Origin of the sequence: Novosphingobium sp. AAP93 (assembly GCF_001296055.1) — a bacterium.
Taxonomy (GTDB): Bacteria; Pseudomonadota; Alphaproteobacteria; order Sphingomonadales; family Sphingomonadaceae; genus Novosphingobium.
The window spans coordinates 1-26,644 of record NZ_LJHZ01000124.1 but is presented as its reverse complement, the minus strand read 5'-3'; the positions used below and the strand labels follow the sequence as shown (position 1 = coordinate 26,644).

The window sequence follows — 26,644 nt, the reverse complement described above, 5'->3', positions numbered from 1 at the left end:
ATCATTGCATTCGCAGTCATTTACAGCCAAGCGCGAATCAGGGGCGCAAAGGGGAGCTTTTGACCATGACTCATTTTCAACGCGGCATCATGTTCTGCGGGGTGGCGATCGCCGCCCTTTGCGCAGCGTCGCCGGCAATGGCGCAGGAGAAGAAGAAGTCTGACGACGACAGCCGTTTTGGCGGCGAGATCATCGTCACCGCGACGAAGCGTGCGGAGAATGTGCAGTCGATCCCGGCCGCAGTGACCGCGCTTGGCGAGGAATCTCTGAAATCCGCCGGTATTGTCGACCCGACCCGGATCGGCATGGCTGTACCGGGCGTCCGGATCGGCTTTTCCGGCACGGAAGCCCGTGTGGCCATTCGCGGCGCGCGCACCAACAATGTGGGGCCGCAGGCGCAGCAAGTGGTCGGCGTGTTCAATGATGGTGCCTATGTCGCGACGGTTGGTCAGGTCATGGCGGCCTATCTCGACGTGAACCGGATTGAAGTCCTGCGTGGCCCGCAGGGTACCCTCTATGGGCGCAACACTTTTGCTGGTGCGATCAACATCATTTCCAACGAGCCGAAGTTCGATCAGATTTCCGGCAACGCGCAACTGACCTACGGTGACTACAATCGCATCCGCGGTGAAGCTGCTCTCAACCTGCCCATCTCCGACACCTTCGCGATCCGCGTTTCGGCACTCGGCGAAAAGCACGACGGATACATCGTGAACACGTTCCTCGATGGTCCTTCGGACGACCTGCGTAACGAGAATGTGCAGATCGGACGAATCACGGCCAAGTGGAAGCCGTCGAGCTCCTTCGATGCGACAGTCCGCTACACGAAGTACAATCGCGACATCAACAACGATGGCCCCTACGGCTATACCCAGATCGGTTGTTACCAGAACCTAGGCGATCCGACGACGGCCACCGGCCTTTCCGCCACAGGCGTGTACCGTTCAGGCCATTGCTTCCGGCCCGGTCCCGACTCTGCCGCCTCGACGGGGCCGACCGGTGCATCCAAGGTGACCGACGTCAGCCCCTACAACATTTCGCGTGATGGTCCGTCGCGCGGTCTTGCGAAGGGCGATGATGTCAATCTGCAGTTGAATTACGATTTTGGTCCGGCGACCGTGAGCTTCATCGGTGCGTACAACAAGTACCGTTCACTGTCCTACTACGATCCCGATTACTCCGATGGCTATCATTATGGCCAATACGGCCAGGACTCGCTGAACAATTTCTTCGCCGGTTACGATAACGAGCAAAAGACCTATTCTACCGAACTTCGGATCGCGTCGAATGGCGAGACACGCTTCAAGTGGCTGGTTGGTGGATATTATTTCAAGCAATCGTCAAATAATGACTTCGGTTATCTGGCGAACGGTAAGTACACGCGCTACAACACCAACATCCGCGACGCCTTCGTTTCGGAATCCAAGGCCGTCTTTGCCAATGGCTCATTCCAACTCTTAGAGGGCCTGCGGGTGTCCGGCGGTATCCGCTACAACAATGATACCCAGAAGCTGATCGGTGGCGCCAATGGCGGCGGCGGCAACAAGGTGCTGTGGAAGGCTGGCCTCGAATATGTGCCGGCACCTGACATCCTGCTTTATGCCAACGTATCGACCGGTTACCGGGTCGGCGGCGTGAACGGCGCGCAGCTTGTCGCGGCAGGCGCCCCGGCTGTCTTCGGTCCTGAAACGGTTACAGCTTATGAAGCGGGCTTCAAGACGCAGCTGTTCGACCGCACTCTGACTCTCAATGGCTCGCTGTTCGTCAACCGCTACCGCAACATGCAGGCGCAGTCGTTCGTTTCCGCCTGCCTTGATCCCAACAATCCCGCTTCGTGCATCGCATCCGAGTTCACCAGCAATGGTGGCGAGATCAATTCGAAGGGCATGGAGATCGAGTTCAACTGGCGTCCTGGCAAGAGCTTCTTTGCGAATGGCTCGGTCTCGCTGCTTGATGCCAAGTTCGGAAACTATCTCGTCAGCCGCCTGAACGGACTTGGCAACTTTCAGGGACGACAGGACGTCACCCGCACCAATGCGCAGATCATCGCTGCGGGCGGCACACCTGGCTTACAGCTGCGCGGCTGGCGACCAGCGCTTGCTCCGACCCTCTCTGCCACGATGACGACGGGCTATGTCTTCGATATCGACGACAACAACTCGATCACGCCGATGGCGCAGATCTACTACTCGAACAAATACTGGAGCTACGACTACAACCTACCCGGTTCGGATCAGTCGGCCTATGCCAAGCTGGACTTGCGGCTGACCTGGCGCAACAAGGCCAAGGGGCTGACGGTCGAGGGATTTGTCGAGAACGTCACCAATAAGGCGGTTCTCGTGCGTTCGGTGATCTTCAAGCCCGACGAGGCCAACTTCCCGACCGCGTCAATCCAGGCAAACTACGGCGATCCCCGCATCTGGGGCGTGCGGGTTGGTGTGAGCTTCTAAAAGAAACTGCTCCCGGGGTCTGCGCAGGCTGCCCCGGGAGCATTTCATGATACAGCGCCGGGTGTGTCCTTAGTGGACAGGGGAGTGGCATGGCTGAATTCGGGTTGCTGAACTGGGCCATTGTCATCGCCTATCTCTGCGGCACCGTTGCGATTGGCTTGTTCGCAAGCCGCGGTGTGACCAGCGCTTCAGACTTCCAGCTCGGTTCCCGCAACATGCCATGGTGGGCGCTCGGCATTTCCGTCGTCGCCACCTACGTCAGCGCCCTATCGTTTCTCGGCGCTCCGGCATGGGCCTACAGCGATGGCATGGCGGCCCTTGCGATCCACATGAACTACCCACTCGTGGTGTTCGCTGTAGTTACCGTCTTGTTGCCCTTCTTCTACAACAGCGGTGCGCCGTCGATCTATGAGTACCTCGAACATCGCTTCGGGGTAGCCACGCGTTCCGTCCTCGCGCTCATCTTCATGTTTTCGCAGGTCATCACGTCCGCCTCGATCGTGGTGGCGGCGTCCGTCGTAACCACCTTCATCACCGGCATCGATGTCCACACCAGCATCCTGATCATCACGGCGCTTGTGCTGGGCTACACCATGGTCGGCGGCCTCGAGGCGGTGATCTGGACCGATGTGCTGCAAGCTTCGATCCTGTTCGCCGGGGCAGCGGTCGTGCTGTGGAACCTGCTCCACGGCCCCATTCCGCTGGGCGATGCCCTGCACCAGCTGCGCGCCGCCGGCAAACTCGAAGCGCTCAACACTCACCTCGATTTCACCATTGCCCCAACGGTTTGGGCAGGTGTCGGCGCAATGACCTTATACCACATTACGGTCTACGGCGCGAACCAGATGATGGTGCAGCGTGCGCTTGCGGCCAAGACGATCGGCGATGCGAAGAAGAGCTATCTGACGATGGGCTACGCTGGTTTCGTGATCTACTTCACGTTCTTTCTCATCGGTGCCTTGCTCTACGTCCACTTCCGCGGGGTGCCATTCAGACAGCCGAACGAGATCATTCTGGTTTATGCTCAGAGCCTGCAGATTCCGGGCCTCATGGGCCTGCTGGCGGCGGCGATCCTGTCTGCAACGATGTCGGCGCTCTCAGCTTCGTTCAATTCGCTCGCTACGACTTCGGTTGCAGACTTCTACCAACGTTTCTTCAACCGCACAGGTACCGACCGGCAGTATCTCTGGGCCTCGCGCGCGTTCACGCTGATGTGGGGTGTCATCTCGCTCCCGATTTCCTATGCCTTTGTCGGCAGCGGCGGGTCGATCCTCGAGCGACTCACCGAAGTCGGTTCGTTCTTCGTGGGAGCGCAGCTCGCGACATTCGGCCTCGGTGCTTTCTCCAAGCACACCACGCAGGAAGGTTTGCTGATCGGCATCGCGGCCAGTTTCAGCACGCTGGCGGTCGTCGTCTACGGCTTCCCTCCGCTCGGGCTTGCGGCGATCCATGTGGCATGGCCCTGGTATGTGGTGATCGGTGGCGGCGCGAATATCGCGGTCACCCTGCTCGCCAGCCTGATCCTGCGCGGTCGTCAGGGCGAGTGGCATGAATACTCGGTTCCCGGCCAAAGGCTGCGCTTCGCGCGGGAAGGGCTGCCAGAGAAGCAGGATGGCTGGTACGTGGTGCCGGGCAAGGTGGACGGGCCCGTCTGGGGACTTCTGGTCTGGTTCGGCCTCATCGTCCTGTTCCTCACGTTCTTCCAGACACTCGGCTGACCCGATTGAACACGGCGCTCGACCGGCAAGAAGCAATCCGCAACGCCAAGTCGGTCGTGCGCGCCTATCATGATGCCCTAGATGTGGCAGAGGTGAGTCATCTCGGCGACCTGCTGCGGCGCTTCGTCTCTGCCGACTACCGCTGGCGGGGGAGCTATCCGCTGGGCGAAGGGCTTTATGCTGATCAGGTCCAAGCGACCGTCCTCGAACCGCTCTGGCAAGCCTTTCCGACGCGGCAATGGCGGCGCGATATCTTCTTTGCCGGCCAAAATGACGCCGGAAACCCTGCCGAGGTCTGGACCTGCAGCATGGGGCACCTGATGGGGCTGTTCGATCGCCCATGGCTCGGCATTCCCCCGACGGGGCGGATTGCCTCGCTGCGCTTTGCCGAGTTCCATCAGGTGCGCGGTGATCGCATTGTCCAGACCGGCCTGTTCCTGGATGTGATCGGATTGATGCAGCAGGCAGGCTGCAATCCTATGCCGCCCGCGACCGGCTGCTACTTTGTCTATCCGGGGCCTAGGACGCATGACGGCCTGCTGTTCGGGGACAGCGATCCTGCCGAAGGCGTCGCAACCCTAGCCCTGCTCAATCGTATGATCGCGGATCTCGACGCGCTGAACCGCAGCGGACAGGATCGTTGTCCGCCCGAGTATCTGGCCCGGACGTGGCACACGGACATGGTCTGGTACGGGCCGGCCGGGATCGGCGCGAGCATGTCCATCCCGCGCTATCAGCACCAGCACCAGCATCCGTTCCGCGAAGGCCTCACCGACAAGGTCTACCACGGCCATGTCGCGCGGCTTGCTGAAGGCACTTATGCAGGGTTTTTCGGCTGGCCCAATCTCACCAATCGCCCGACTGGCGGCTTTCTCGGCCTGCCGGCATCGGGGATCGCAAGCGAGATGCGCGTCGTCGACATCTATCGCCGCGAAGGGGACCGGCTGGCCGAGAACTGGGTGTTCATCGACATCCCCTGGTATCTCAAGCAGCAGGGCCTCGATATCTTTGCCCGAATGCGGGAGCTGGGCTAGCCCCCCAGCCCATCCGGCACGCTGATCGCCGTGAGATTTCGGGCCTTGTTGAACTCGCGCAGCCTCGCCAGCACATCGACTCCGACTTGTGCATAGAGATCAAGCAGATCGACCAGAACCCAGTTTTCGCGGATCAGCCCGCCTTCAAGGCGCCAGAAATCGAGGCTGCGCAGGAGAACCTCACGGCCAGCGGGTGCGATGCCCATCCAGCCATCGTGACTGAGTGTCAGCCGCATGTTTGGCCATCCGGTTTCGCAGACGTAGCTTCCTTCACCGACCCAGTGCGACATCAGATCGCCCATAGCATCGAGCTTGCGATCGGGCATGGCGCGCAGGAACGGGATCTGATGCCAGTTGCGAAAGCCGGGAATGCCGCGTGCCGTCCCGATTCCGGCGGGGCCGTACCAGTTGAAACGGGGGTGCCAGTACTTCCCGAGCTGCATGACAGCTGGATCCGGATTGGCCGGATGACGGCAGAGATCCTCGAGCATGGCCACGACATGATCGAACGCGTGGCGGCCGTCTCCCGATACGGTCAGGCCATCGCCGCTCATCGGTGCGGGGGTGCAGAGATAGGCACCCAGCTGCGGGGCCATGGGCCAGGCCTTTGCCTGCATCATCAGTTCGGGGATATCCCAGATCGCCTGAACCTCAGCGACGCGGTCGTTCTCGATGCGGAAAAACTCGTGGTAGCGCATGTGGGCGAGGTGGCCCGTCGGCGGAATATCGAGAAATGGGGCCACAAACGTGCCCATGTAGTTGCCCATGCAGCCGATCCAGTCCGCGCCTTCGGGGGTGGCTCCGGCGAGCACGATCATGTCGCGCCGCTCAAGATCGGGCATGGCGCGCATCAGTGGCACGAGGCAGTGCTCAGCGTAGTCTGCCGAACCAGTGAGATCGCCGAAGGGGTGACACATGTGAACCACCGCATTCTCGGAAAATGTCGCCTTGAGCGCCGCCACTGCGCCCTGCGGTTCTGCTGCCGCGAGAGCCGACCGGAGGGGGGCGATTGCGGACTTGAGGTGTGCAGTTGACATGGGGGTTCCTTGCTGATGATGCGGGTCTGAGCGGCTGAAAGGTTCGCTGGTCATGGCTCCGCAGTGTCGGGCAGCTTATAAAATTCTACGGCAGTGTCGTGGAACAGCCGTTGCTGTTCGAAACCGGACAGCCCCGCCGTCATCCTGAGATAACGCCGCCAGACCTGCACATAAGGTGTCGCCAGCTTCTCTACAGGGAAGTTCGAGCCGAAGGCGATCCGCTCTGGCCCGAAGGCATCGAGCATGGTGTGGAATTGCTCGCGAACGCTTGCTGCTGACCACGCCTTGTCAAACATGCCAAAGCCGGAAACCTTGCAGATCACATTGGGCAGGGCTGCCAGCAGGCGGATTCCGTGCTTCCAGATCGCGCGTCCCTGCGGTGAAAAATCGCTGAGACTTCCGCCGTGACACAAGGCCACCCGCACGTTCGGCACTTTGGCCAGAAGCCCTGCGGCGCGCTCCATCTGCGCGGGGATCAATTGCAGGTCGAAGCTGAGGCCGAGTTCGGCAAGGCGCTTCAAGCCTGCCTCGAATGCGGGATTCTCCAGCAACGCGTCGCTGCCGGTTGCGCGATCCTCATCCGCACTGCGCCCCACGATCTGGCGAACGCCCCGCAAGGATTCCGCAACACGGTGGCGGTCGAGCCGGGCCTCGAAATCGGGCGCGGTCAGATCGCAGAACGCTACGATAGCGCTAGGCAACCCATGGCGGCGCTGCTGATCCTGCAGCCAGAGCGTTTCAGCCAGTTCATCGCCGCTTTCGACCCCGACCTGGATATGGACGCTCGCCACCACCGGCAAAGTGCCGATATCCTCGCGGAATTCGGGCACGCCATAGTCACGCTGGATCGGCTTTGGATCACCGAAGAAGCGAACCACGCTTTGCTTCATCAGCCACGGATATCGGTGGTCTGCGCCAAGGTCCCACAAGTGGTGGTGGGCATCGATGATTCGGCGGACTTTCATCACACAGGATGGGCTGCGCTCGCCACCTGGCGCATGACCGCAATGTCATCCCAGACCGTAACCTCTTCGCGGACACGGCCGTTGATGATGCGAAAGTGCGACACGGCAAGGATGTGCAGTGGGACGCCTGTGGCCGTTCCATAGCGGCCCGCACCAAGATGATGACCGGACAAGGACCAGCGCACGGCAACGTCGCGGGCATCGCCAAGATAGGGAACCTCGGCAATATGTTCGACACGCAGGCAGGCGCCCAGAATGGCGCTACGGATGCCCTCCTGCCATTCCCATGTCTGATCGGGCCCATAAAGGAACTGCCCCCCCGGAACCCATGCGTTCAGGCGGAAATCGGACAGCTGGCGGGCAAGAGACTGATCGGGCTGCGACCAGCGCGCTTGCAGCAAATCAACAGCAATCCGCGCCGCGGGCGTTTGTGCCTGTGCGTCGGGCAGATCAAACACCGCCGACCAATAAGGCGCGAGCCACGCGACAAGGGATTTACCCACCGCATTGTCCGCAGCGGCCTGGCGACTGGCAACAGCCACAGGATCGAAGCCGAGCTGGGTCACCAGCGCGAGATTGTCCCGGACCAGCCACTCCTCGACGACACGATTCTCTCGGCACAGGCAATCGGCAACTGTGCGGACCAGCACCTTCCGGCCCGTGGCGGGGCCAAAGTCGCTGTCACCCAGATTGGTCATCTTCGAGGTGATCAGGTGAGAAGACAGGAAAGCACCGTCTCCTTCAGCGGACCACACCACGTTGTCACCGTCGAGGCGGCGATCGGGAAAAGCGCGGAGCGTTGCCCAGGTGTTGTCCACTACCGTCTGCGCCCCTGAGATCGGCCCGGCAAGGGTGTGGATCACACAATCCGGCGCATACCATTTCAGGCACAGGTCAACCTCTCGGTCGTGCCAGATCCGTTCGGTGATCCTGATGATATAGTGTGGGAAGTCCACGAACTCCGCATCGAAGCCATGCATGTCCATGCGGCGCTCGCTGCCCGGGTTCATCATCGTGTCGATATCGGTCAAGCTGACCATGGTGATTGGTTGGCTCACTGCAGGCGTTCCTTATTGCGCGGTCCATCCGCCATCGATCACCAGGCTGTGCCCGGTGATCATCGCTGCCGCCGGCGAGGCCAGATAGACGACAGCGGCCGCAATCTGTTCGGCTGTCGCCAGTTGTCCCATCGGGATCATGCGATCGACAAACGCTGCAAACTGCGTATCGGCCAGCATGCCTTCGGTCATCGGCGTTCGGACAAAAGTCGGTGCGATGCAGTTCACGCGGATTCCCGCTGGAGCAAGTTCGACCGCCATCGCCTTGGAAAGGCCCTCGATCGCATGCTTCGTCATGCAATAGACTGTGCGGCGAGGGGAGCCGACATGCCCCATCTGGCTCGTCATGTGGATGATCGTGCCGCCACGCGGCATTGCCCTGGCTACGCTTCTCGCAATCCGGAAAGGCGCCCTGACATTGAGGGTGATCAGCAGGTCCAGCGTTTCGTCGGCAACGTCGACAAAGGGTTCGGGCTGATTGCCCCCGGCATTGTTCACGAGGAGGTCAAATGGATCTGCATCCGCGATTGCCATGAGCAGGTCATCGCCGGTGACATCCATTTCCCAAGCCGTGAAGCTCGGCCCCAATTCTGCCTGCAGTGCCTTCAATTCGAGCGATGGCCGTGCGACACCGACGACCTGCCAGCCGTCCGCTAGGAGGGCGCGGCAGATATCACGACCGAGGCCCTTGCTCGCGCCGGTGACGAGTGCCCGCTTGTCTGCCAAAGTGCCGGTCATCGTGCCTTCAGGGCCAAGCTGGACGGGGCAGTGCATCCCCTCCGCGGACTTGCACCACGATAGCCTGCTTGTTGCCGTTATTGCGCAGACTGCGCGCACTGCCGCGAGGCACAGTGATCGTGTCGCCCGCACCGCATACCGTGGCTTGGGTCCCCAACGTGACCTCCACGTTCCCCTGCTGGATAAACCAGACATCGGCAACGTCCAGGGTGTGGGTGGACAGGAAGGCGCCTGCGGCAAGGCTTACCTCACTAACTGTAAAGCCATGAGGCCATGCGATGGGTTCGGCGCCGATCAGTAGCCGGTCAACCAATCCCACGCTTCCAGCAAAGAGCCCGGCCGGACGAGTGGCGCGATGGCGGATCACGCAGCGTTCAAGAGCTGCGGAATCGACCCGGGTCAACATGTCGATCTGTTTGCGGCTCGTGACCGGCATGATCCTGGCCCCTTCCGGAACGGCTTCTCCCCTTCCGGTGTCGATCAGGGTCCCATCTTCCAGAAGGACCAGTCCGAAGTCCTTGGCCATATCGAACACATAGGGTGCCCAGAGAACATGCCCCGGATCATCCCCGCCCAGAACCGCCCACAGGAATCCTTCTTCCTCGCCGATGTTCTCGAAGCCGCGGAACAACTGCGTCGGAATGGAGATCAGATCGCCCGGCCCAAGGAGGACTTCGCCATCGTCCCCATGTTCGCCGGACATGAACCGCCACTTGCCAGAATGGACGTAAAAGACCTCTACCGTCTCGTGACTGTGTTGAGAATTCAGGCACTTGGGTGGTTGCCGTGCGCCGCCGATATTGAAGCCATGCGCTTCGTTGATGTGGACGAATTGGTTGGGATTCTCTGCCACCCCGGGGCCGATGATGGTGAAGTTCTCCTTCTGGTCGGAACCAGGAGATCGGGTGTCGATGAAGGCATCCCGGCACGGCGCGAGATCGGCATAGCGCACGATCCTTGCCTCGAGCGTGTCGTGAGTGGCGGAGGAGATTGTCGTGTCATCCATGCTGGCTTGGCTCCGCATCGTCATCCAACGCCGATTTCGGCTGCGACTGTAGGGATGTTTAAGTTGCTCTCTCCAGAGACCCGGCCTCTCGAAGCATGCTGTCGAACGCCTGGAATGGGGCAGGCCCGTGTCAGGCTTAGCCGTAGCAAGCCGCAGTTGTTCTGATTGCCCACAGGCATTGCATCGTCCCCATCTGGTTGTTCCACTATAAGATGGCGAAAATGCATTCGCAGTCAATTCAAAATTGTAGCGAGGGCCGAGATTCGGACGAGGGCGATAGATTGTGACCCGGAACAGCGCTCGGCAAGCCGCAGCCCTGCTGCTGCAGGTTGCGTAAAATCCCTCTTGCAAATGCACAACGATGGAGCAGTCGGCGATTTCTCCCCCCTACCAAACTGTCTTGCGCGGCACCAATACTGACCCATTGCGATCTGGGGTAGCCTACGCCGGGTACGGCTGGCGGCATTGAGTATGGAGCCTTGCCCCCTTTTGGGCGCCCATGCTCTGTTGCTGCTTGTACCGCGGCGATACTCTATATATGACTGCGAATGCATACATTGAGTCATGTTGATGGAGAAACCTTCGATGACAGGCAATCTCGCGACGGCACGCGCATTTTTCGAAGCTTGCGAAACTGGGCAAGGTTGGGCGGCGTGCAAGCCATTCTGCCAAACGGATGCAGGATTCTCCGCGCAATCAGGAGCAATCGCGGAGATCACGACGCTTGCTGATTACGCAGACTGGATGCGCGGCCTGCTGACTATGCTTACCGATGGCAGCTACGAACTGACCGCTTTCGCTGAAGATTCCGAGCGGAACACCGTGGCGGCCTGCGCCGTGTTCACCGGCACGCATGACGGGGCCAATGGTCCAGTTCCGGCAACCGGAATGAGAGCAAAGTCCGACTACGCCTACATCATCCAGTTCGAGGGCGGCAAGATCAGCCACATGACCAAGATCTGGAACGACGGCTGGGCACTTAAGCAGCTCGGCTGGGCCTAGGGACGAAGGAGCCGACAAAGGGCTGTCTTCGCCGACGTGTCTGATGCCGCTGCGCCGCCGATTGGCAGCACGGCCAGGGTGCGCGACGTGCTGCGCGGCCAGCGCGGCAGACCAGCAGCTTCGGGTCGGCCGGTCCGCGCGAAATTCAGCCAGTATTGCTGGATCTGCTGAGCCAAGGCAGCATCCTGGGCTGAAGCTGGCAGCCAGTCGTCGGCTGTTCCAAACACATAGGGGATCTCTGCGCCATGATAGGCGCCGAGGTTATGAGCACCCGGACGGACGCGCATGAACCGGTAAAGATGGACTGTCTGGCCGCCCGCCGCCGTTGCTGCCGCCATGCGCGCGGCAGGGCAGTGGAAGGCCTTGCCGGAACTGACGGCATCGACCTTGCTGGCCAGATCACCGCCCAACTGCGCAGTCCAGCGCCGTACTGCCCGGCGCCGGTACAGAGGCAGCCCGCGCAATTCTTTCGCTAGCGCAGCGTGCAAGCCGACTTCATCGGCCGGAAGGTACATGCGGTACTCATTGGCATTACTGCCGATCAGCAGCGGTACTTGGGAACGATGCGGCACTGGGGCGACCGGCGTATAAAAATGGCCCCGGAGCTTGCGATCCTGCAGCGCAACGATCTCCTGCCAATGCAGCGCGCGCAGCTGCTCTGCCGTGATCGCGGGACTGAACAGCCTCGCTGCGAAGTTCCTTGCGGCGGGCAGACTGGTCACGCCATCGGGCGCGAGGTAGCCACTCTCTATGATCGCGCGCGCAAATAGGCCGCGTACTTGCGGCATTGCTGCGAGCAGGGCGATATCGGTTCCCCCGGCGGACTCGCCGGACACCGTTACATTAGCCGGATCGCCGCCGAACGCAGCGATATGTGCTCTGATCCAGCGCAGCGCGGCGATCTGGTCTAGCAGACCCTGCCGCCCGCCTGCCCCTGCCCCGTCTCTTTCCGACCCTAGCGAAGGGTGCGCGAAAAAGCCGAGCAACCCGAGACGGTAGGCGATCGTGACGATCACCACCCCCTCGCGAGCCAGCGGTCCGCCACGATAGTTCGGTTCGTAGGCATAGCCGTTCTCGTTCGAACCGCCGTGGATCCAGACCATGACCGGCAGGCGCGCGCCGACGCGTGGCTGCGGTGTCCAAATGTTGAGGTAGAGGCAGTCCTCGCTGAGGCGCGAGATGGGTGGCACAACTGCGGGGTCGGCACCCATCGCTTTAGCGAGACGGCGATACCAGCGGGTATTGCCATCGCCTTGCGGACAAGCGGGGGCAAACTCGGTGGCGTCCACTGTGCCTGCAGGGTACCCTAATGGCTGAGGTGCTTTCCAGCGCAGCGGGCCGACTGGGGGTTGTGCGTAGGCGATCCCGCGGAACGAGGCGACGCCATCCGCTTCGCCGACACCTAGCAGGATCTGCTTGCCGATGCGGACGCTCGGCGCACCGTCGGCCCGAGCCGCACCAGGCAGCAACGCCGCAAGGAGAAGCAGTACCTGCCAGATCCGTCGGTGCCGCATCATGGCCTTCGCGCCTAGATGAACGGCAGCTCGACAAGCCGGGCCGCGGTCACACCACCGCCCCGCATGATCTCGACCGTATCGCCCGCCTGCGCTTCCACTGCGATCAGCGCATACCCGATGTTCGCAGTCAGGCGCGGCGACCACACGCAGTTGGTCATCACTCCGACCTTTGTCCCGTGCAGCAGGATGTCCTCGTGAGTAAAGCCCAGCGGCGCGGGCGTCTCGCCCTGGAGTATCAAGCCAAGCTGATGGCGGCGGGGCCCCTCCTGCGCGATCCGGCGCAGCGCGGCGATACCCAGCGTGTCATCCGGCACATCGAGGTTCACGTATTTCCCGAGGCGCACCTCGAATGGATTGGTGTTCGCATCGGTATCCCCGCCTACCGAGAGCAATCCGCTTTCGGTGCGCTCGGCTGACGTCGGCGCGCCGGGGCCGATGCCGTGGGGTTGGCCTGCTTCCCTGAAGATGTTCCACAACCGCGTGCCGTGACGGCCATCGCGCAGATAGATCTCGAAACCGCCCTGCTTCGACCAGCCTGAGCGCTGCACCGTCACCGGAATGCCCTCGACCTCGGCATCGCGGAACCAGAAGTATTTGAGGCCGCGCACCCAATCGCCCATCACCGACGCGACGACCGCTTCCGCCTTTGGGCCCTGCAGCGCCATCGGCGAAACATCGGGCTCGCTCACCTCCACATCGAGGCCGCGTTCCGCGACGATGGCATTGGCCCAGAACCAGATGTCGCTGTCGGCGATCGAGAACCAGTAGAGATCATCAGCGTGTTTCAGGAGGATCGGATCGTTGATCACCGTGCCCCGGTGATTGCACAGCGGCGCATACTTGCCCTGGCCCTGCTTACAGGTGGAAATGTCACGCGCGGTGAGCATCTGGGCGAGGCGTCCCGCATCGGGGCCCTCGAGCTGGACCTGCCGCTCAACGCCGACATCCCACTGCGAAACGCCCTCTATCAGACGCCAATACTCGGCTTCCGGATCGCCATAGGTCGTGGGCATGATCATACGATTGTAGATGCTGGCAGAGGTCATGCCTTCCGCCACCGTCGCCTCGTAGAACGGCGATGTACGCAGGCGCGCTGTCGGAAACACGGCTACCATGGCGCTCTCCCTGAGCTCTTCAGTTTGACAATGCTTGGCAGCGGGGCACCCCTGATGGCAACCGACGATTGGGCCAAGAGGGTATAAGTTACCCTAATGTTTGCAGATTCTAGAGGGACTGCACGATCTGAATTGCCCGTTATATGTTCGCGGGGAAGGAGCAGTAGGGCCGGGCGTTCGACAAATGCACGCCTAGATTCCTGCGCGGAATTGCGATCGCAGTTCTTGCCATTGGGTGCCGTCGAGACGTCGCTATCGACTTGCTACCGCTATGCGGCGTCCGGCTTCTGGCAGCAACCGACCGATGCCGTTGAAAAAGTCGGTCTTGCAGTCGGGGTGATGGTCTGATTCAGCATCAGAATGCTGAAGGACGCCAAGCGATGATGGGCGAGCGCCGGATGGCGCAGGAGGCCCTGTTCTACGAGTTCAGCCTGGATCGGCACGTTCCGGCCGACCATCTGCTGCGAGCGATCGACCGGTTCGTGGACCTGTCTGGCCTGCGCGAGCACCTGCGAGGGTTCTACAGCGCGATCGGCCGCCCCTCGATCGACCCCGAGCTGATGCTGCGGATGCTGATCGTGGGGTACTGCTTCGGCATCAGGTCGGAACGCCGCCTTTGCGAGGAGGTGCACCTCAACCTGGCTTACCGCTGGTTCTGCCGCCTGGGGCTCGACGGCGACGTGCCGGATCACTCGACCTTCTCGAAGAACCGCCATGGTCGTTTCCGGGAGAGCGACCTGTTCCGCCAGCTGTTCGAAGCCACCGTGCGGCGCTGCATCGAGGAAGGACTGGTCGGCGGTGACGGCTTTGCTGTCGATGCCAGCCTGATCCGGGCCGAAGCCAACCGGCAGACTTATGTCGAGGGTACGCAAGGCCTGCCCGCCGATCCGCAAAGCCGTGCTGTCGAGGAGTACCTGGCCGTACTCGACGATGCTGCTTTCGGCGGCGCAACGCCGGTCGAGCCCAAGCGCGTTTCGCCTGTCGATCCTGCGGCCCGCTATACTCAGGCGCACGGCAACCGCGCCGACTTCTGCTATGCCACCAACTACCTGATCGACGTCGACAACGCGGTGATTGTGGAGGTCGAGGCGAGCACGGCGGTGCGCCAGGCCGAGGTTACCGCAGCCAAGCGGATGATCGAGCGGGCAGCCGACCGCCATGGCCTATGGCCTCGCAAGCTGATCGGCGACACCGGCTATGGTTCTGCCGGCATGCTCGCATGGCTCGTGCACGAGCGCGGCATCGAGCCGCACGTGCCCGTCTTCGACAAGTCCGCCAGGAGCGATGGCGCTTTCGAGCGCAGCGACTTCGCCTTTGATCACGAGGATGACAGCTACATCTGCCCGGCCGGCAAGCGCCTGAGGCCGCGCAACCGCAACTTCGCCTCGCCGCGCCCGGAAGCCGACCAGGACGGCTTCATCCGTTACCGAGCCCGGCAGCAGGACTGCACCAGTTGCGCCCTCAAGCCGCAATGCACACCCATCCTGCCGGCGCGCAAGGTGACCCGTTCCATCCACGAGGGCGCGCGCGATCTGGCTCGGGCTCTGTCGCGCGAAGACGAATGGATCACCTCGCGCCGAGAACGCAAGAAGGTCGAGATGCTGTTTGCCCACCTCAAGCGCATCATGCGGCTCGAGCGGCTGCGATTACGCGGACCCAATGGCGCCAGAGACGAATTCCACCTCGCTGCAGCCGCCCAGAACCTGCGCAAGCTCGCCAAGATCAGCCTCGCCAGACAGCTGGCGATGGCATGAGGTCAGGCGACCCTGCTTAACCGTCTCGATCAGCACCCTTCGCTTCGCAGTGAAGGCGACTTTTTCAACGGCATCGGCTTGTTTCCGTCGCTCGCCATCGGCGTCGGCCACTGGGCAGCCACTTCCTGCAGGTCCGGGCCACCCGCACCGCGCTCGGCACGTTTCGAGTTCGGCCCGCCCGTGATCGCTTTCGGCGTCGGCCAGTCCCGGGCAAGCCGGTCGAGGCCTTTCTCGTCCTTCCGGTCCCCGCCACGGCTCCTGAAACTGTCGGTCTGCGGTGTCGGCCAGAGCCTGAGAAACTCCGTCCTGTTGCAGCCACTCGACCGCGATCCCGAGCAGGCGCGCGGGGTCGGCCAGTTCGTCGCCCTCGCGGAGGGCAAGGATGAACAGGCGTTCGCGCCGGTGCGGTGCGCCGACTTCCGCCGCCGTAAACAGTCCTGCCGCAAGGACGTAGCCCATGCCGACCAGGTCTCGGGCGACTTCGGGAAATCCGAGGCGCAGATGATTGGCGACATTTTCGAGGAAGATGATTCCGGGATCGCATTCCCGGATGATGCGGGCGACGTGCGGCCAGAGATGGCGCGGATCGGCCTCGCCGAGGCGGCGGCCGGCGACCGAGAACGGCTGGCATGGATAGCCCGCAGTGAGGATATCCACGAGGCCGCGCCAAGGTCGGCCGTCGAAGGTTGTAAGGTCGTCCCAGACAGGCGCCGGATCCAGGGCTTTGTCTTCCATCCGCGCGACGAGAGTGGCTGCTGCGAAGGCTTCCCGCTCGACGTAACCCACAGTGCGATAGCCGGGACAGGCGATGTGGAGACCGAGATCGAGGCCGCCTGCACCTGCGCACAGGGAGAGGCCGTCAAGGCGTGCGTCGTCGCTCCCCGGACCGCGCCCGGGGGAAGATAGAGCCATGTCATGCACGTTGTTACCGCTGCTGTTCGCTGAGTTCGGCGAAGGTCCGGCCGTCACCCTCAAGGGTGGCCGGTTTGCCGGTGAAGTCCTGCCAGCGCTTGATGGCGACATCGACGTAGGCAGGGTTGAGTTCGATGGCGTGGACCGAGCGACCGGTCATTTCACCAGCAATGATCGTGGTGCCCGAGCCCGAAAATGGCTCGTAGACGGCTTGGCCGGGGCTGGAATTGTTCTCGATCGGGCGCTTCATGCACTCGACCGGCTTCTGGGTGCCGTGACCCGTCTCGTTCTTCTTGGGCTTGGCAATGTGCCAGACAGTGGTCTGCTTGCGGTCACCGGCCCAGTGGCCCTTCGCGCCCTTTTTCACGGCATACCAGCAGGGCTCGTGTTCCCAGTGATAGTCGCCGCGCGAGAGGACCAGCTGACCCTTGTCCCATATGATCTGGCTGCGCAGATGAAAGTCGCAGGCAGCGAGGCTGTCGCCGACCACACCCGCGAAGAGCCCCGCATGCCAGACATAGGCGACATCGCCCGGGAACAATGCCCAGGCCTCGCGCCAGTCGGCCTTGTCGTCGTTCAGCACCTTGCCCTTGGCAGTGCCAGAAGCGGCGACCCCAGCCTTCTCGCGCCAGGCGGGATCGTATTCCACGCCGTAGGGCGGGTCGGTGACCATCAGATGGGGCGATACGCCGTCCAGGGCCTTGGCCACCGTATCGGCATCGATGCTGTCGCCGCAGACGAGCCGGTGCTTGCCGAGCAGCCAGACATCGCCGGGCTTGGCGATGGGGTCGATGGGCGCTTCGGGGATTTCGTCCGGGTCGGTGTTGCCTTCGGTCTTTTCTGCCAGCAGCTTGGCCAGCTCATCGTCCGAGAAGCCGGTCAACATGAGGTCGAAGTCGAAACCCTGCAGATCGCCGAGTTCAACGGCCAGCAGTTCGAGGTCCCAGCCGGCATTCAGCGCCAGCTTGTTGTCGGCGATGACGTAGGCCTTTTTCTGGGCTTCGCTCCAGCCCTTGGCGACCATGGTAGGGATTTGGGTCAGGCCCAGCTTGCGGGCTGCCAGCAGACGGCCATGGCCGGCGATCAGGCCGCCGTCTTCATCGACGAGGATCGGGTTGGTCCAGCCCCATTCCCGGATCGAGGCTGCAATCTGCGCGACCTGTTCGTCCGAGTGCGTGCGGGAGTTGCGCGCATAGGGCGTGATCTTCTCTATCGGCCAGAGCTCGCTGCTCTGGGCCGGCCAGTCTTGGGACATGAAAATTCCGATGAGATCCTGACAGATCAGCCATAGCAGCGATCTTGCCAATTTTTGCCAAAAGTGGTATTCGCGCCCCATGAGCACGATGAACATCTCTTTGCCGGACACGCTGAAGTCGTTCGTCGACCAGCAGGTCAACACCCGAGGTTACGGCACCAGCAGTGAATATGTTCGTGAGCTGATCCGGAAGGATCAGGACATCCAGAAACTGCGCGGCCTCCTGCTGGAAGGCGCGGCATCAGCTCCGACGGCACCTGCCGATGAGACCTATTTTGCCGGGCTTCGCGCCAGGGTCAGCCAGCACGCTGCTTCGTGAAGTCGCTTCCCGTTATCCCTCGCGAACTGGCGAGGCTGGATGCTGAGCAGGCAATCGATCATTATCTCGCCGAAGCTGGTCGCGATGTCGCATTCGGCTTCATCGATGCGCTTGAGGCCACCTACGCGCAGATTGGTGGAAACCCCTCCGGTAGTACGCCGCGATGGGGGCAGGAACTCAATCTACCGGGCCTGCGCAGCCAGAAACTGAAGCGCTATCCCTACCTCGTGTTTTTCATGGCACGTGAGGACCACGTCGACGTCTGGCGCGTCCTGCATGCCCAGCGTGATATTCCGTCGTGGCTTCAGGACAGCGAAGAAGACTGACACCCCAATCCGGGGATCAGATCAGTTCAAGCTCGGTGAGCACCTTGGCGGTGTCGAGCAACTGGTCAGTCCTGACCGTGATCTCGATGGTGAAGCTGTCGGCGGTTGCGCTGGCGTAGACGCCGCCCTCGTAAAGTTCCTGTTCGATCGTCTCGATCACCGCGACGATCCGGCTGCGGTCGAAGTTCTCCGGCAGCGTGCGGATCGCAAGGCGGATGGTGCTGGTGATGCCCGAGCTCATGCGGCGTGAGCCTGCAGGCTGAAGTAGAGGACGAAGCCCTTCAGGTAAGGCAGCCCCTTGGGCATCGCGATCTCGCGGGCGGTTTCACGGTTGATGGTCCAGCCCATCCAGCGGGTGATCGCCGCTTCGATGGCTGCGGTTAGGTCGAGCCCCGCGTGGATGCCGTTGTGGACGTCATCAGCGAAGTGGCGGCCATGGCGGCTATCGAGAAAATCCCGAACCCCTTCGGCCGTGCCTTCGGTTGCCGCCAGCACCGCCGGGAAGGCAATCGCCCAGGCTGTATCCGCATCGGCAAAGGCGCCACTGGTGCCATAAAAGCCCCATGCTTCGTTGGCGGTTGGCAAGGTCGAGTTGGTCATTTGCATCGCTCCGTTTTCGTGAAGCGACTACCGCTCGTATCGCGGCGACTATCCAGTCAATTCGACGGAAATCTGCGACATTCTGCTATCTGACCCCCGGTTGCTAACTCGCGGTTGCGTGAATTTTGGGCCAAGCGCGGTTTCCCCCGCCAAAGCACCAGACTTTCGCCCCGCCCCCCGGCCTGGTCACCTGATCGGCCACCCGTCAGGCCCCACGGCGACCGTCCTGCGTCGGCCGAATTGCTGCGCAGTCCGCCTTGCATGGCACTCGGCGCATAGGCAGCGGATGTTGCTGTCCTCGTCCGATCCGCCACGGGCGAGCGGCACGATGTGGTCAGGTACGGTCGCCTCGCGGACTATTCCGGCAGAGGCGCAATCGCGGCAGAGGGGTTCGATACGGAGGCGGCGAAGGCGATCGGCAACTGCACGGCGGCCCCGAACTCTCTTCGCGAGCACTCTGACGGAGGCTTTCTCCACACTCTTAGAGGTTTGATCCACAGTCAAAGGCTCCCCAACAGGGGCCACCTAAAGTAATTTGCATTGCTCAATGTGGACGAAAGGAGATCTTGTAATGTGGTGGCACGTGGCATGTGATGCGCTGGCTGCAAAGAAGCGTTTGGAGATCCGCTACGATGGTCTGGTCCGAGTTGTTGAGGTGCACGCCGTCGGCACTACTGCTGATGGAAATCCAGTAATGCGGGCATGGCAAGTCCGTGGTGGCAGCAAGAGCGGAAACACTACGGACTGGAAACTACTGAGCCTCGACAAGACTTGGGCATATGCCGTTCTGGAAGAAGCCAGCGAGGCGCCTCGTCCAGGATATAAGCGCGGGGACAAAGCCATCGCCATGATCCGTTGCCAGATTTGACCATGCTTTGATGCAACAACGCCCGAAAGCTGGTGAGCTCCGGGCGCAGTTCTGAATTCTCAATTTCGGAAATACTCCTAGGCTGTAAACCCCAGCCGGTCAAATAGTTATTTCCTTTTGAATCATTACTTTATGACTAGATTCATTGCGCTGCGCTCCGTCGCATTGCGTCAGGAACTATCGAGGCGGATGCGATAAAGTTTCGCCAGGGCATCAAGACCATGGCCCAACCACTTCAAGTCCGCAGCCGACCAGAGCGCCGCATCGACATCGTAGCAGACGAGGGAATGAACCAACAGGCTGGGGCCGCGCCTCGTGCCAGCCGGCATATCGCGGTCAGCATCGCTTAGTACCAAAGTCGCGGCAGCAGCCTCCTTCCGGATCCGATCGATGAGCTCGGGGTCATGGACAGGTTCACCCCCGCCGAAGATCCCCTCGTTGATGAGAAGACCGGTGACCGAACGCGGCTGGGCCAGGGGCAAGCCGACCACTGCCCGGTGCCGAGCCATGGTTTCGCCGTAGAGCTCACCAGCTGCATACTGGCTGAGCGTGATAGCGCCGACAAAGGCCAGTCGGCCAAGTGCCGTTCCCAGCCGCTCGTCCTTTGCCTGACGCTCGCTGACCCCAAAGTGACGTTGGCGCGCCTCCAGCACTGTCGACATCACCTCGCGCTGGGTCTCTTCGAGACGCGGCTGGACGAGCTTTCCGGAAGGGTGGCGCTTGCCGGCCTTGCGCTTACGACCGCGAGCCATGGGCGCCTCCCCTGCCCTCACTTCCGTAGAGACGTTCACCCAGCTCGCGGATAAACTCCCGCTCGCTGAAGCTGAGGCGCCTGTCGGAAGGCGAGACCGCAAGGATCCCGCGTTGCCGCCACCCATCCCGGGCGAGCTCGAAGGCGTCGCGCTGCCGGGCATGACTGTAGACTGGGGAAATGGCAACCATCAGCGCACCTCCCGCAGCAGGGCGGCATAGCCGATCACATCGACCATGCTGTCGACATGCCCGGGATCGTAAGCCAGCCGGACAAGCTTTAGGTCGATCATGCACAGAGCGACCTGTGACGGCGTGACAGGCGTGCTGAGCGTGATCGACCAGCGGTTGGCAATAGCGCGAAACTGCTCGGCTGGATCGCCGTAGTCGTCACGGCGTTCTTCGAGCACCTTGGCGGTGTGACCGAGAATGGACCAAGTGGTCATCGAACACCTCCCCGGGTCTCAATGGCCCAAAGCAGGATGGCTAGTGCGTCAGCCTCGTTGTCATCCCGAGGTGCAAAGCCACGGGCACGCATGGCATCGATCACCGCGGCCTTGTCGGCATTGCCCTTGCCTGTGGACCGGCGTGCAAAAGGGACCCCGTTAGCGGGGTGATCGGCGTCTAAAAGGGACCCCTCATTCCGATGGTGTAGCGGGCCGCCTGGTATTCCAGGTGGCGAGATCGGGATGTTGGTGGTGGAGACAGTCGTTCGGATCCGGCGCGAGCACGCGGGTGGGAAGGCGATCAAGGCGATTGCGCGGGATTTGCGGTTGTCGCGCAAAGTGGTGCGCAAGGCGATCCGGGCGCCGGAAGGCGCGTTCGATTACCATCGCACGGTCCAACCGCTGCCCCGGCTTGGGCCGTTCCAGGAACGCCTCGATACGCTGCTGACGGAGAACGAGGCGCGGCACCGGCGCGACCGGCTGCGCATGACGCGGATCCATGATCTGCTGTGCCGGGAGGGGTTCGAGGGATCCTACGATGCGGTCCGGCGCTACGCCCGGCGCTGGGCGGAAGCGCGGCGCAAGGATGCCGGTGACGGCGCCCCGGCGTTCATTCCGCTGCTGTTCCAACCCGGCGAGGCATACCAGTTCGACTGGAGCCACGAGGATGTGGAGATCGCCGGCAAGCCGATGCGGGTGAAGGTGGCGCACATGCGGCTGTGCGCGTCGCGGGCGATCTATGTCCGGGCCTATCCGCGCGAGACGCAGGAGATGGTGTTCGATGCCCATGCCCGGGGCTTCGCCTTCTTCGGCGGCGTTCCGTTGCGGGGGATCTACGATAACATGAAGACGGCTGTCGCCGCGGTCTTCGTCGGCAAGGAACGTGTGTTCAACCGCCGGTTTTTGGTCATGGCCGACCATTACATGGTCGAGCCCACGGCCTGCTCGCCGGCAGCGGGGTGGGAGAAAGGTCAGGTCGAGAACCAGGTCCAGACCATCCGTGGGCGCTTCTTCCAGCCCCGCCTGCGCTTTACCAGCATCGAGGAGCTCAACGGATGGCTGGAGGCCGAGTGTCTGCGCTGGGCCTCGTTGCATCCCCATCCCGAACGGAAGGAACTGACCGTGGCTGAGGCACTGGACCTCGAGCGGCCAGCCCTGCAGCCCATGCTGGCGCCGTTCGACGGCTTCCACGAGACCACGCATGCCGTGACTGGCACTTGCCTGATCAGCTTCGACCGCAACCGCTATTCCGTCATGGCCAAGGCCGCGCGGCGGGCGGTCCAGGTCCGCGCCTATGCCGACCGGATCGTCGTGCGCCTCGGTGACGAGGTTATCGCCGAACATGCCCGGCACTTCGGCCGTGACCGGACGATCTACGATCCCTGGCATTTGTTGATGGCGGAGTAAAATGCCCCAGAAGTGACATTTGAAAATTCCCCACTTCTTCTCGTTGACCCTGTCCGGGGCGCGCCCCGGACAGGGTCAAATTCCAAAAATCCGGCATAGCTTTCCCGGTGGGAGGCGGTGCTGCGATGAAGAAGCTTGGAGATCTGATGATGATCCTGGATTTGCACCGCCAAGGCGTGAAGATTGCCGCCATCGCCCGGCAAGTCGGCATCGACCGCAAGACAGTCCGCAAATATATCGGCCGCGGCATCGAGGTGCCGACCTATGGCCCTCGCCAACCTCGGGAACGCTTGCTCGATCCCTACATGGATTATCTGCGCGCGCGTCTGGAAGCATACCCCGGGTTGAGCGCACAGCGTCTAGCGCGCGAGCTTGGCGAACGTGGCTATGCTGGTGGCTACAGCACGGTGCGCGACGTGGTGCGCACGCTGCGACCAGCTGGCGGAGGCAAGCCCTATGCCGTGCGCTTCGAGACGCCTGCCGGTCAACAGGCCCAAGTCGACTTCGCACAATTCCGCGTTCGTTTCGCCGACACGCCCGATCAGGTGCAGATTGTCTGGCTGTTCTCCATGGTCCTGGGCTTCTCCAGGCTGATCTGGGGGCGGTTCGTCATGCGCCAGACGATGCCGAGCGTGCTGGCGTGTCATCGCGCGGCGTTCGAGGCGATCGGCGGGGTGCCGCGCGAGATCCTGTACGACCGCATGAAGACTGCCGTCATCGGTGAGGATGAGGATGGCCGTGTCGTCTACAACCGAACGCTGGGCGAGTTCGCCAAGCATTACGGCTTCCTGCCCAAGGCTTGCCGCGCCTATCGGCCTGAGACCAAGGGCAAGGTCGAACGGCCGTTCCGCTACATCCGCGAGGACTTCTTCCTGGGCGGCACCTTCCGCGACCTGGGCGATCTGAACGCTCAGTTCGACCGCTGGCTCAGCACCGTTGCCAATCCTCGCCTGCACGCATCGACTGGGCGGATCGTCAATGAGGCCTTCGCCGAGGAGCGACCTGTATTGCAGCCATTGCCGCTGGTGCCGTTCGGCGCCGTCCTCAAGCTGGAGCGTCGGATCAGCCATGAAGGCATGGTCAGCGTTGGCGGCAACTACTACTCGGTCCCCGATGCAACCCGGCGCCGCGTGGTCGAAGTGCACAGCCTCGCCGACGAGATCCGGATCTTCGAGGATGATCGCCTGATCGCACGCCACCCCTTGCTGGAAGGGCGGCGGCAGCGTTCGCTGCTCGATGGACACCGGCGCCATCAGCGCCGGAATGACGATCTGCCGTTGCCGCATGGATTTACCGGGCAGCAAGTCGCGCGCCGCTCTCTCGATATCTACGCCGCCATCGGCCAGCAGCTGGCGGGAGCAAGAGCATGAACTCTCTGCTGCCGGACCCATCAGCCTCCCTGCTAGATCGCATCAAATGCAGCATGGTCGGCCTCAAGATGCCGCGCGCGATCGAGGTCGTCGATGACTGCGTATCCCGTCTCGACCGAGGCGAGATAACGGCCCTTGAGGCAGTGGAGCAGTTGTTGCTCGAGGAGCTGACCTTCCGCGAGGAGCGCCGCATCCGCGCGGCACTGCGCATGGGCCGGGTCAACACCGTGAAGACGCTGGCAGGATACGACTTCTCGTTCCAACCCTCGCTCGACAAGGCCAGGATCATGGCGCTTGCCGAGCTGAACTTCGTCTCTCGCGCCGAGGTGGTCCATCTGCTTGGCCCGCCCGGCACCGGCAAAAGCCATCTGGCCAGTGCGCTTGGCCTGGAAGCCGTCAAGGCAGGCAAGAGCGTTACCTTCATCACCCTTGCCGATCTGATCGGCGCTCTCGCGAAGGCTGAACGCGAAGGCACATTGCGGGAGCGGCTTCGCTTCTACTGCCGGCCATCACTCCTGATCGTCGACGAAATCGGATACCTCCCGGTCATACCCGGCGGCGGCAACCTGTTCTTCCAGTTGGTCAATGCGCGCTACGAAAAGGGCGCGATGATCCTGACCTCGAACCGCGGCTTTGCCGAGTGGGGCGACATCTTCGGCAGCCCCGTAGTGGCAACGGCCTTGCTCGATCGACTGCTGCACCACGCCATCGTCATCCAGATCGATGGCTCAAGCTACCGCCTGCGTCGCCATGCCGATCTCCTGCCCGAGCACATCAGGTCGAACGCACCAATTACACCGCCCGTACTGATCGAACCACGCCGCCGCGGGCGCCCACCCAAAAATGGAGGCCCGCCACCAACCACCTGACTGCCCAAAACCTGAGGTGGGGAATTTTACTTTGCCACTTCCGGGGATTTTTACAGTGCCGTTGACAGCATTATCTCCCCGTTCTGGCCAACAAGCCCGGCGCCTGGCGCAACGGCGCCCCCTTCCAGGGCTGGGACCTTCCGCCGGCACTGGCGCGGCTGCGCCGCAAGCTGGGGAGCGGTGATGAGGCCGATCGGCGCTTCGTGCGGGTGCTGGCGGCCGTGCAGACCGATGGCCTGGACGCGGTCGAGGCCGCGATCCGCGAAGCGCTTGATGCCGGCGCCGCCAGCGACGAGGTGATCCTCAACATTCTGGCGCGATACCGCGAACCAGCGACTGACCGGCCTCTCGACGTGGTCGTCGACCTCAAGCTCAGCCATCCGCCGATCGCGGACTGCGCCCGCTACGACACGGTGCGAGGCCTCGATGCAGCGGCATGAGATGATCGAGGCGATGCGCGGGCTCGGCCTCAGGGGCATGGCCGGGGCGTTCGACGAGGCTGTCACCACGGGGCTGCTGCGCAAGCGCACGACCCACGAGATCCTGACTGACCTGCTGCGGGCGGAAGCGGCGCATCGTCATGCCGCCTCGATCCGCTACCGCATGACCGCAGCCAAGCTGCCGGTGGTCAAAGACCTCGATGCCTTCGTGTTCGAGGGCACGCCGATCAACGAGGGCCTGGTGCGCTCCCTCCACGCTGGCTCATTCGTGCCCGCACGGCGCAATATCGTGCTCATCGGCGGCACGGGCACCGGCAAGACTCACCTCGCCACCGCGATCACCGCCAGCGTCGTCTGCGCCGGAGCCCGCGGGCGCTACTTCAATACGGTTGACCTCGTCACCCGGCTCGAGGAGGAGGCTCGCATCGGCAAGGCCGGCGCCATGGCCGCCCAGCTAAGCCGGCTCGACGTCGTAGTCCTCGATGAGCTGGGCTACCTGCCGTTCGCCAGATCAGGCGGCCAACTGCTGTTCCACCTCATCAGCAAGCTCTACGAGAAGACCTCGGTCATCATCACCACCAACCTGGCCTTCGGCGAGTGGCCTACCGTCTTCGGCGATCCCAAGATGACCACCGCGCTGCTCGACCGCATCACGCACCATTGCGACATCGTCGAGACCGGCAACGACAGCTGGCGCTTCAAACACCGCAGCTGAGACACCCCAGAAAACGCCTTCGCGCTGCTGCCGCCTCCGGTCGGGCTACGCCCTCCCTACGCCGCCAGCAGCGCGAAACCTGCGCCCAGCATCAGCCGATCCACGCAACCGAAAGGGGGTCCCTTTTGCGCACCGATAGGGGGTCCCGATTGGACGCCGATTGACATTTCGGGCGAGGCAAAGCCCGCCTGGGCTTGGCGGGCAAGAATGCCGAGTGGCGGATGAGGCAGGATAACCTGTCCCCTAGCTTCACCACCCGCTGGAACGAGCTTCCACTCGCCAAGATGCGGTAGGTCGTCGGGTTCGGGCGAGATGATCGATATCAGGCTCTCTTATCGATCATCAAATCACGCACGCCATGAGCCGACGAAAAACAAAAGAGGCGCGAGGAAGGCTATCGCCGAGAGTACATTCTGCAACGCCGCCGAGATGGTGTTGCCGAAATCCTCAAAGAGGCTGGCGAGCTCGAGTTGATGTCCGCACGGCTGGCAGCGCTCAAGCAATTTCTGAAAGGAGCACCCAGGGGACCAAGGGTAACTCAGCTGGTGGAATGGGCTGGCCAAGACCTGGCACGCAGGCGCCTATCAATCTCGGCCGCGAAGCTCGAGAACCGTTTAGCTGAAAAGCAGCTCTTCGGACACGATGATGGGCGCGGCTTCAAACCGCATCAATACCGCAAGGACGACTATGATTTCGAATGGGATGACGATTGGTAATCACCGATCGCCCTGAAGGTCGGTAACGCAGCGTAGTACTGACACGGGTAACCCTGCGCCAACATACGCTCAAACCAGACCCCTCTTGCTTCCACAGTGCTTACAGCGGGCCACAAACGCAAAAAGCTCCCCGAAGGGAGCTCTCGCTACGTCTTTGATAAAACTTCTTGAAGTTGGTTGCGGGGGCAGGATTTGAACCTGCGACCTTCAGGTTATGAGCCTGACGAGCTACCGGACTGCTCCACCCCGCGATGTGT

The 26,644-nt window shown here is 62.3% G+C and carries 27 protein-coding genes, 1 tRNA gene and 2 pseudogenes; 15 read left to right on the top strand and 15 right to left on the bottom strand.

Annotated elements, in window-relative coordinates; all coding sequences use genetic code 11:
* The first annotated feature begins 65 nt into the window (after positions 1–65).
* The 3 genes from IP83_RS18010 (at position 66) to IP83_RS18000 (ending at position 5,202) form a co-directional block, all read left to right on the top strand.
* A complete protein-coding gene (locus tag IP83_RS18010) occupies positions 66–2,450 on the top strand; it encodes a TonB-dependent receptor (protein WP_082364827.1) in 2,385 nt (794 codons plus the stop codon).
* 89 nt (positions 2,451–2,539) lie between these two features.
* Positions 2,540–4,168, top strand: coding sequence for a sodium/solute symporter (locus IP83_RS18005; RefSeq protein WP_054123615.1), 1,629 nt, complete (start codon positions 2,540–2,542; stop codon positions 4,166–4,168).
* A gap of 5 nt (positions 4,169–4,173) precedes the next feature.
* Positions 4,174–5,202 (top strand): nuclear transport factor 2 family protein, encoded by a 1,029-nt coding sequence (locus tag IP83_RS18000; protein ID WP_197274436.1) that lies wholly within the window; start codon positions 4,174–4,176, stop codon positions 5,200–5,202.
* On the opposite strand, the gene IP83_RS17995 is transcribed toward IP83_RS18000, so the two are convergent.
* Genes IP83_RS17995 through IP83_RS17975 form a run of 5 tightly spaced genes read right to left on the bottom strand, consistent with a single transcriptional unit; the run spans position 5,199 to position 10,006 of the window.
* On the bottom strand, positions 5,199–6,239 hold the full coding sequence (locus IP83_RS17995) for an ester cyclase (RefSeq protein WP_054123625.1): 1,041 nt from the start codon (positions 6,237–6,239) through the stop codon (positions 5,199–5,201). The genes IP83_RS18000 and IP83_RS17995 overlap by 4 nt on opposite strands.
* A gap of 50 nt (positions 6,240–6,289) precedes the next feature.
* Entirely contained in the window at positions 6,290–7,204 is a 915-nt protein-coding gene (locus IP83_RS17990; RefSeq protein ID WP_054123614.1) for an amidohydrolase, read from the bottom strand.
* Positions 7,204–8,262: an ester cyclase gene (locus IP83_RS17985; RefSeq protein ID WP_156309841.1), complete on the bottom strand. Its 1,059-nt coding sequence runs from the start codon at positions 8,260–8,262 to the stop codon at positions 7,204–7,206. Before IP83_RS17985 ends, IP83_RS17990 begins: the two co-directional genes overlap by 1 nt.
* 12 nt (positions 8,263–8,274) lie before the next feature.
* Positions 8,275–9,000: an SDR family NAD(P)-dependent oxidoreductase gene (locus IP83_RS17980; protein WP_054123624.1), complete on the bottom strand. Its 726-nt coding sequence runs from the start codon at positions 8,998–9,000 to the stop codon at positions 8,275–8,277.
* 7 nt (positions 9,001–9,007) lie between these two features.
* Positions 9,008–10,006 (bottom strand): cupin domain-containing protein, encoded by a 999-nt coding sequence (locus IP83_RS17975; RefSeq protein ID WP_054123623.1) that lies wholly within the window; start codon positions 10,004–10,006, stop codon positions 9,008–9,010.
* A 585-nt stretch (positions 10,007–10,591) separates the two neighbouring features.
* Between IP83_RS17975 and IP83_RS17970 the strand changes: the two genes are divergently transcribed.
* Positions 10,592–11,008 (top strand): ester cyclase, encoded by a 417-nt coding sequence (locus IP83_RS17970; RefSeq protein ID WP_054123622.1) that lies wholly within the window; start codon positions 10,592–10,594, stop codon positions 11,006–11,008.
* Here IP83_RS17970 and IP83_RS17965 read toward each other — a convergent pair.
* Both IP83_RS17965 and IP83_RS17960 read right to left on the bottom strand, forming a co-directional pair.
* The gene (locus tag IP83_RS17965) at positions 11,005–12,525 is read right to left on the bottom strand and encodes a carboxylesterase/lipase family protein (protein WP_082364826.1); all 1,521 of its coding nucleotides are present in this window, start codon (positions 12,523–12,525) and stop codon (positions 11,005–11,007) included. The two genes, IP83_RS17970 and IP83_RS17965, sit on opposite strands and share 4 nt — an antisense overlap.
* An 11-nt stretch (positions 12,526–12,536) precedes the next feature.
* Positions 12,537–13,640 carry a glycine cleavage T C-terminal barrel domain-containing protein gene (locus IP83_RS17960; RefSeq protein WP_054123611.1) on the bottom strand — a complete coding sequence of 368 codons (1,104 nt, stop codon included), beginning with the start codon at positions 13,638–13,640 and terminating at the stop codon, positions 12,537–12,539.
* A 380-nt stretch (positions 13,641–14,020) separates the two neighbouring features.
* On the opposite strand from IP83_RS17960, the gene IP83_RS17955 reads away from it, so the two are divergent.
* Positions 14,021–15,394 carry an IS1182 family transposase gene (locus IP83_RS17955; protein ID WP_054123610.1) on the top strand — a complete coding sequence of 458 codons (1,374 nt, stop codon included), beginning with the start codon at positions 14,021–14,023 and terminating at the stop codon, positions 15,392–15,394.
* Here the strand turns inward: IP83_RS17955 and IP83_RS21165 are convergent.
* A complete protein-coding gene (locus IP83_RS21165; RefSeq protein ID WP_369817040.1) occupies positions 15,287–16,306 on the bottom strand; it encodes a DNA cytosine methyltransferase in 1,020 nt (339 codons plus the stop codon). The two genes, IP83_RS17955 and IP83_RS21165, sit on opposite strands and share 108 nt — an antisense overlap.
* Before the next feature lie 13 nt (positions 16,307–16,319).
* On the bottom strand, positions 16,320–17,561 hold the full coding sequence (locus IP83_RS17945) for a site-specific DNA-methyltransferase (RefSeq protein ID WP_054123621.1): 1,242 nt from the start codon (positions 17,559–17,561) through the stop codon (positions 16,320–16,322).
* A gap of 79 nt (positions 17,562–17,640) precedes the next feature.
* On the opposite strand from IP83_RS17945, the gene IP83_RS17940 reads away from it, so the two are divergent.
* Together IP83_RS17940 and IP83_RS17935 are read left to right on the top strand one after the other, a co-directional pair.
* Positions 17,641–17,880, top strand: coding sequence for a type II toxin-antitoxin system ParD family antitoxin (locus IP83_RS17940; protein WP_054123608.1), 240 nt, complete (start codon positions 17,641–17,643; stop codon positions 17,878–17,880).
* On the top strand, positions 17,877–18,206 hold the full coding sequence (locus IP83_RS17935; RefSeq protein ID WP_054123607.1) for a type II toxin-antitoxin system RelE/ParE family toxin: 330 nt from the start codon (positions 17,877–17,879) through the stop codon (positions 18,204–18,206). Before IP83_RS17940 ends, IP83_RS17935 begins: the two co-directional genes overlap by 4 nt.
* 16 nt (positions 18,207–18,222) lie before the next feature.
* On the opposite strand, the gene IP83_RS17930 is transcribed toward IP83_RS17935, so the two are convergent.
* From IP83_RS17930 to IP83_RS21060, 3 genes are all read right to left on the bottom strand, one after another.
* The gene (locus IP83_RS17930; RefSeq protein ID WP_054123606.1) at positions 18,223–18,447 is read right to left on the bottom strand and encodes a hypothetical protein; all 225 of its coding nucleotides are present in this window, start codon (positions 18,445–18,447) and stop codon (positions 18,223–18,225) included.
* Positions 18,444–18,806, bottom strand: a complete 363-nt coding sequence (locus IP83_RS17925) for a hypothetical protein (protein ID WP_054123605.1) — start codon at positions 18,804–18,806, stop codon at positions 18,444–18,446. Before IP83_RS17925 ends, IP83_RS17930 begins: the two co-directional genes overlap by 4 nt.
* A 186-nt stretch (positions 18,807–18,992) precedes the next feature.
* Positions 18,993–19,262 carry an HNH endonuclease gene (locus IP83_RS21060; RefSeq protein WP_255352084.1) on the bottom strand — a complete coding sequence of 90 codons (270 nt, stop codon included), beginning with the start codon at positions 19,260–19,262 and terminating at the stop codon, positions 18,993–18,995.
* 115 nt (positions 19,263–19,377) lie between these two features.
* Here IP83_RS21060 and IP83_RS19725 point away from each other — a divergent pair, with 115 nt between their 5' ends.
* Positions 19,378–19,674, top strand: a complete 297-nt coding sequence (locus IP83_RS19725) for a hypothetical protein (RefSeq protein ID WP_082364824.1) — start codon at positions 19,378–19,380, stop codon at positions 19,672–19,674.
* A 170-nt stretch (positions 19,675–19,844) separates the two neighbouring features.
* Here the strand turns inward: IP83_RS19725 and IP83_RS17920 are convergent, their stop codons facing one another.
* The gene (locus IP83_RS17920; RefSeq protein WP_054123604.1) at positions 19,845–20,426 is read right to left on the bottom strand and encodes a hypothetical protein; all 582 of its coding nucleotides are present in this window, start codon (positions 20,424–20,426) and stop codon (positions 19,845–19,847) included.
* A gap of 189 nt (positions 20,427–20,615) precedes the next feature.
* A complete protein-coding gene (locus tag IP83_RS17910; protein WP_054123602.1) occupies positions 20,616–20,870 on the bottom strand; it encodes a DUF6378 domain-containing protein in 255 nt (84 codons plus the stop codon).
* Between the two features lie 243 nt (positions 20,871–21,113).
* On the opposite strand from IP83_RS17910, the pseudogene istA (IP83_RS17905) reads away from it, so the two are divergent.
* The 7 genes and pseudogenes from istA (IP83_RS17905) to IP83_RS20385 form a co-directional block, all read left to right on the top strand.
* Positions 21,114–22,265: pseudogene (gene istA, locus IP83_RS17905) on the top strand (IS21 family transposase); the annotation flags it as partial.
* 137 nt (positions 22,266–22,402) lie between these two features.
* Positions 22,403–23,647 carry an IS21 family transposase gene (gene istA, locus IP83_RS17900; protein ID WP_054123601.1) on the top strand — a complete coding sequence of 415 codons (1,245 nt, stop codon included), beginning with the start codon at positions 22,403–22,405 and terminating at the stop codon, positions 23,645–23,647.
* Positions 23,644–24,516: an IS21-like element helper ATPase IstB gene (istB, locus tag IP83_RS17895; protein ID WP_054123600.1), complete on the top strand. Its 873-nt coding sequence runs from the start codon at positions 23,644–23,646 to the stop codon at positions 24,514–24,516. Before istA (IP83_RS17900) ends, istB (IP83_RS17895) begins: the two co-directional genes overlap by 4 nt.
* A gap of 68 nt (positions 24,517–24,584) precedes the next feature.
* A pseudogene (locus IP83_RS19720) lies at positions 24,585–24,956 on the top strand (IS21 family transposase); the annotation flags it as partial.
* Positions 24,943–25,671, top strand: coding sequence for an IS21-like element helper ATPase IstB (gene istB / locus IP83_RS17885; RefSeq protein ID WP_054123598.1), 729 nt, complete (start codon positions 24,943–24,945; stop codon positions 25,669–25,671). The pseudogene IP83_RS19720 and the gene istB (IP83_RS17885), both read left to right, overlap by 14 nt.
* 194 nt (positions 25,672–25,865) lie before the next feature.
* Positions 25,866–25,964 carry a DUF4113 domain-containing protein gene (locus IP83_RS21160; RefSeq protein ID WP_197274434.1) on the top strand — a complete coding sequence of 33 codons (99 nt, stop codon included), beginning with the start codon at positions 25,866–25,868 and terminating at the stop codon, positions 25,962–25,964.
* Positions 25,965–26,144: 180 nt separating this feature from the next.
* On the top strand, positions 26,145–26,387 hold the full coding sequence (locus IP83_RS20385) for a hypothetical protein (protein ID WP_156309839.1): 243 nt from the start codon (positions 26,145–26,147) through the stop codon (positions 26,385–26,387).
* A gap of 174 nt (positions 26,388–26,561) precedes the next feature.
* On the opposite strand, the gene IP83_RS17880 is transcribed toward IP83_RS20385, so the two are convergent.
* A tRNA-Met gene (locus IP83_RS17880) sits at positions 26,562–26,638 on the bottom strand.
* Positions 26,639–26,644: the final 6 nt, after the last annotated feature.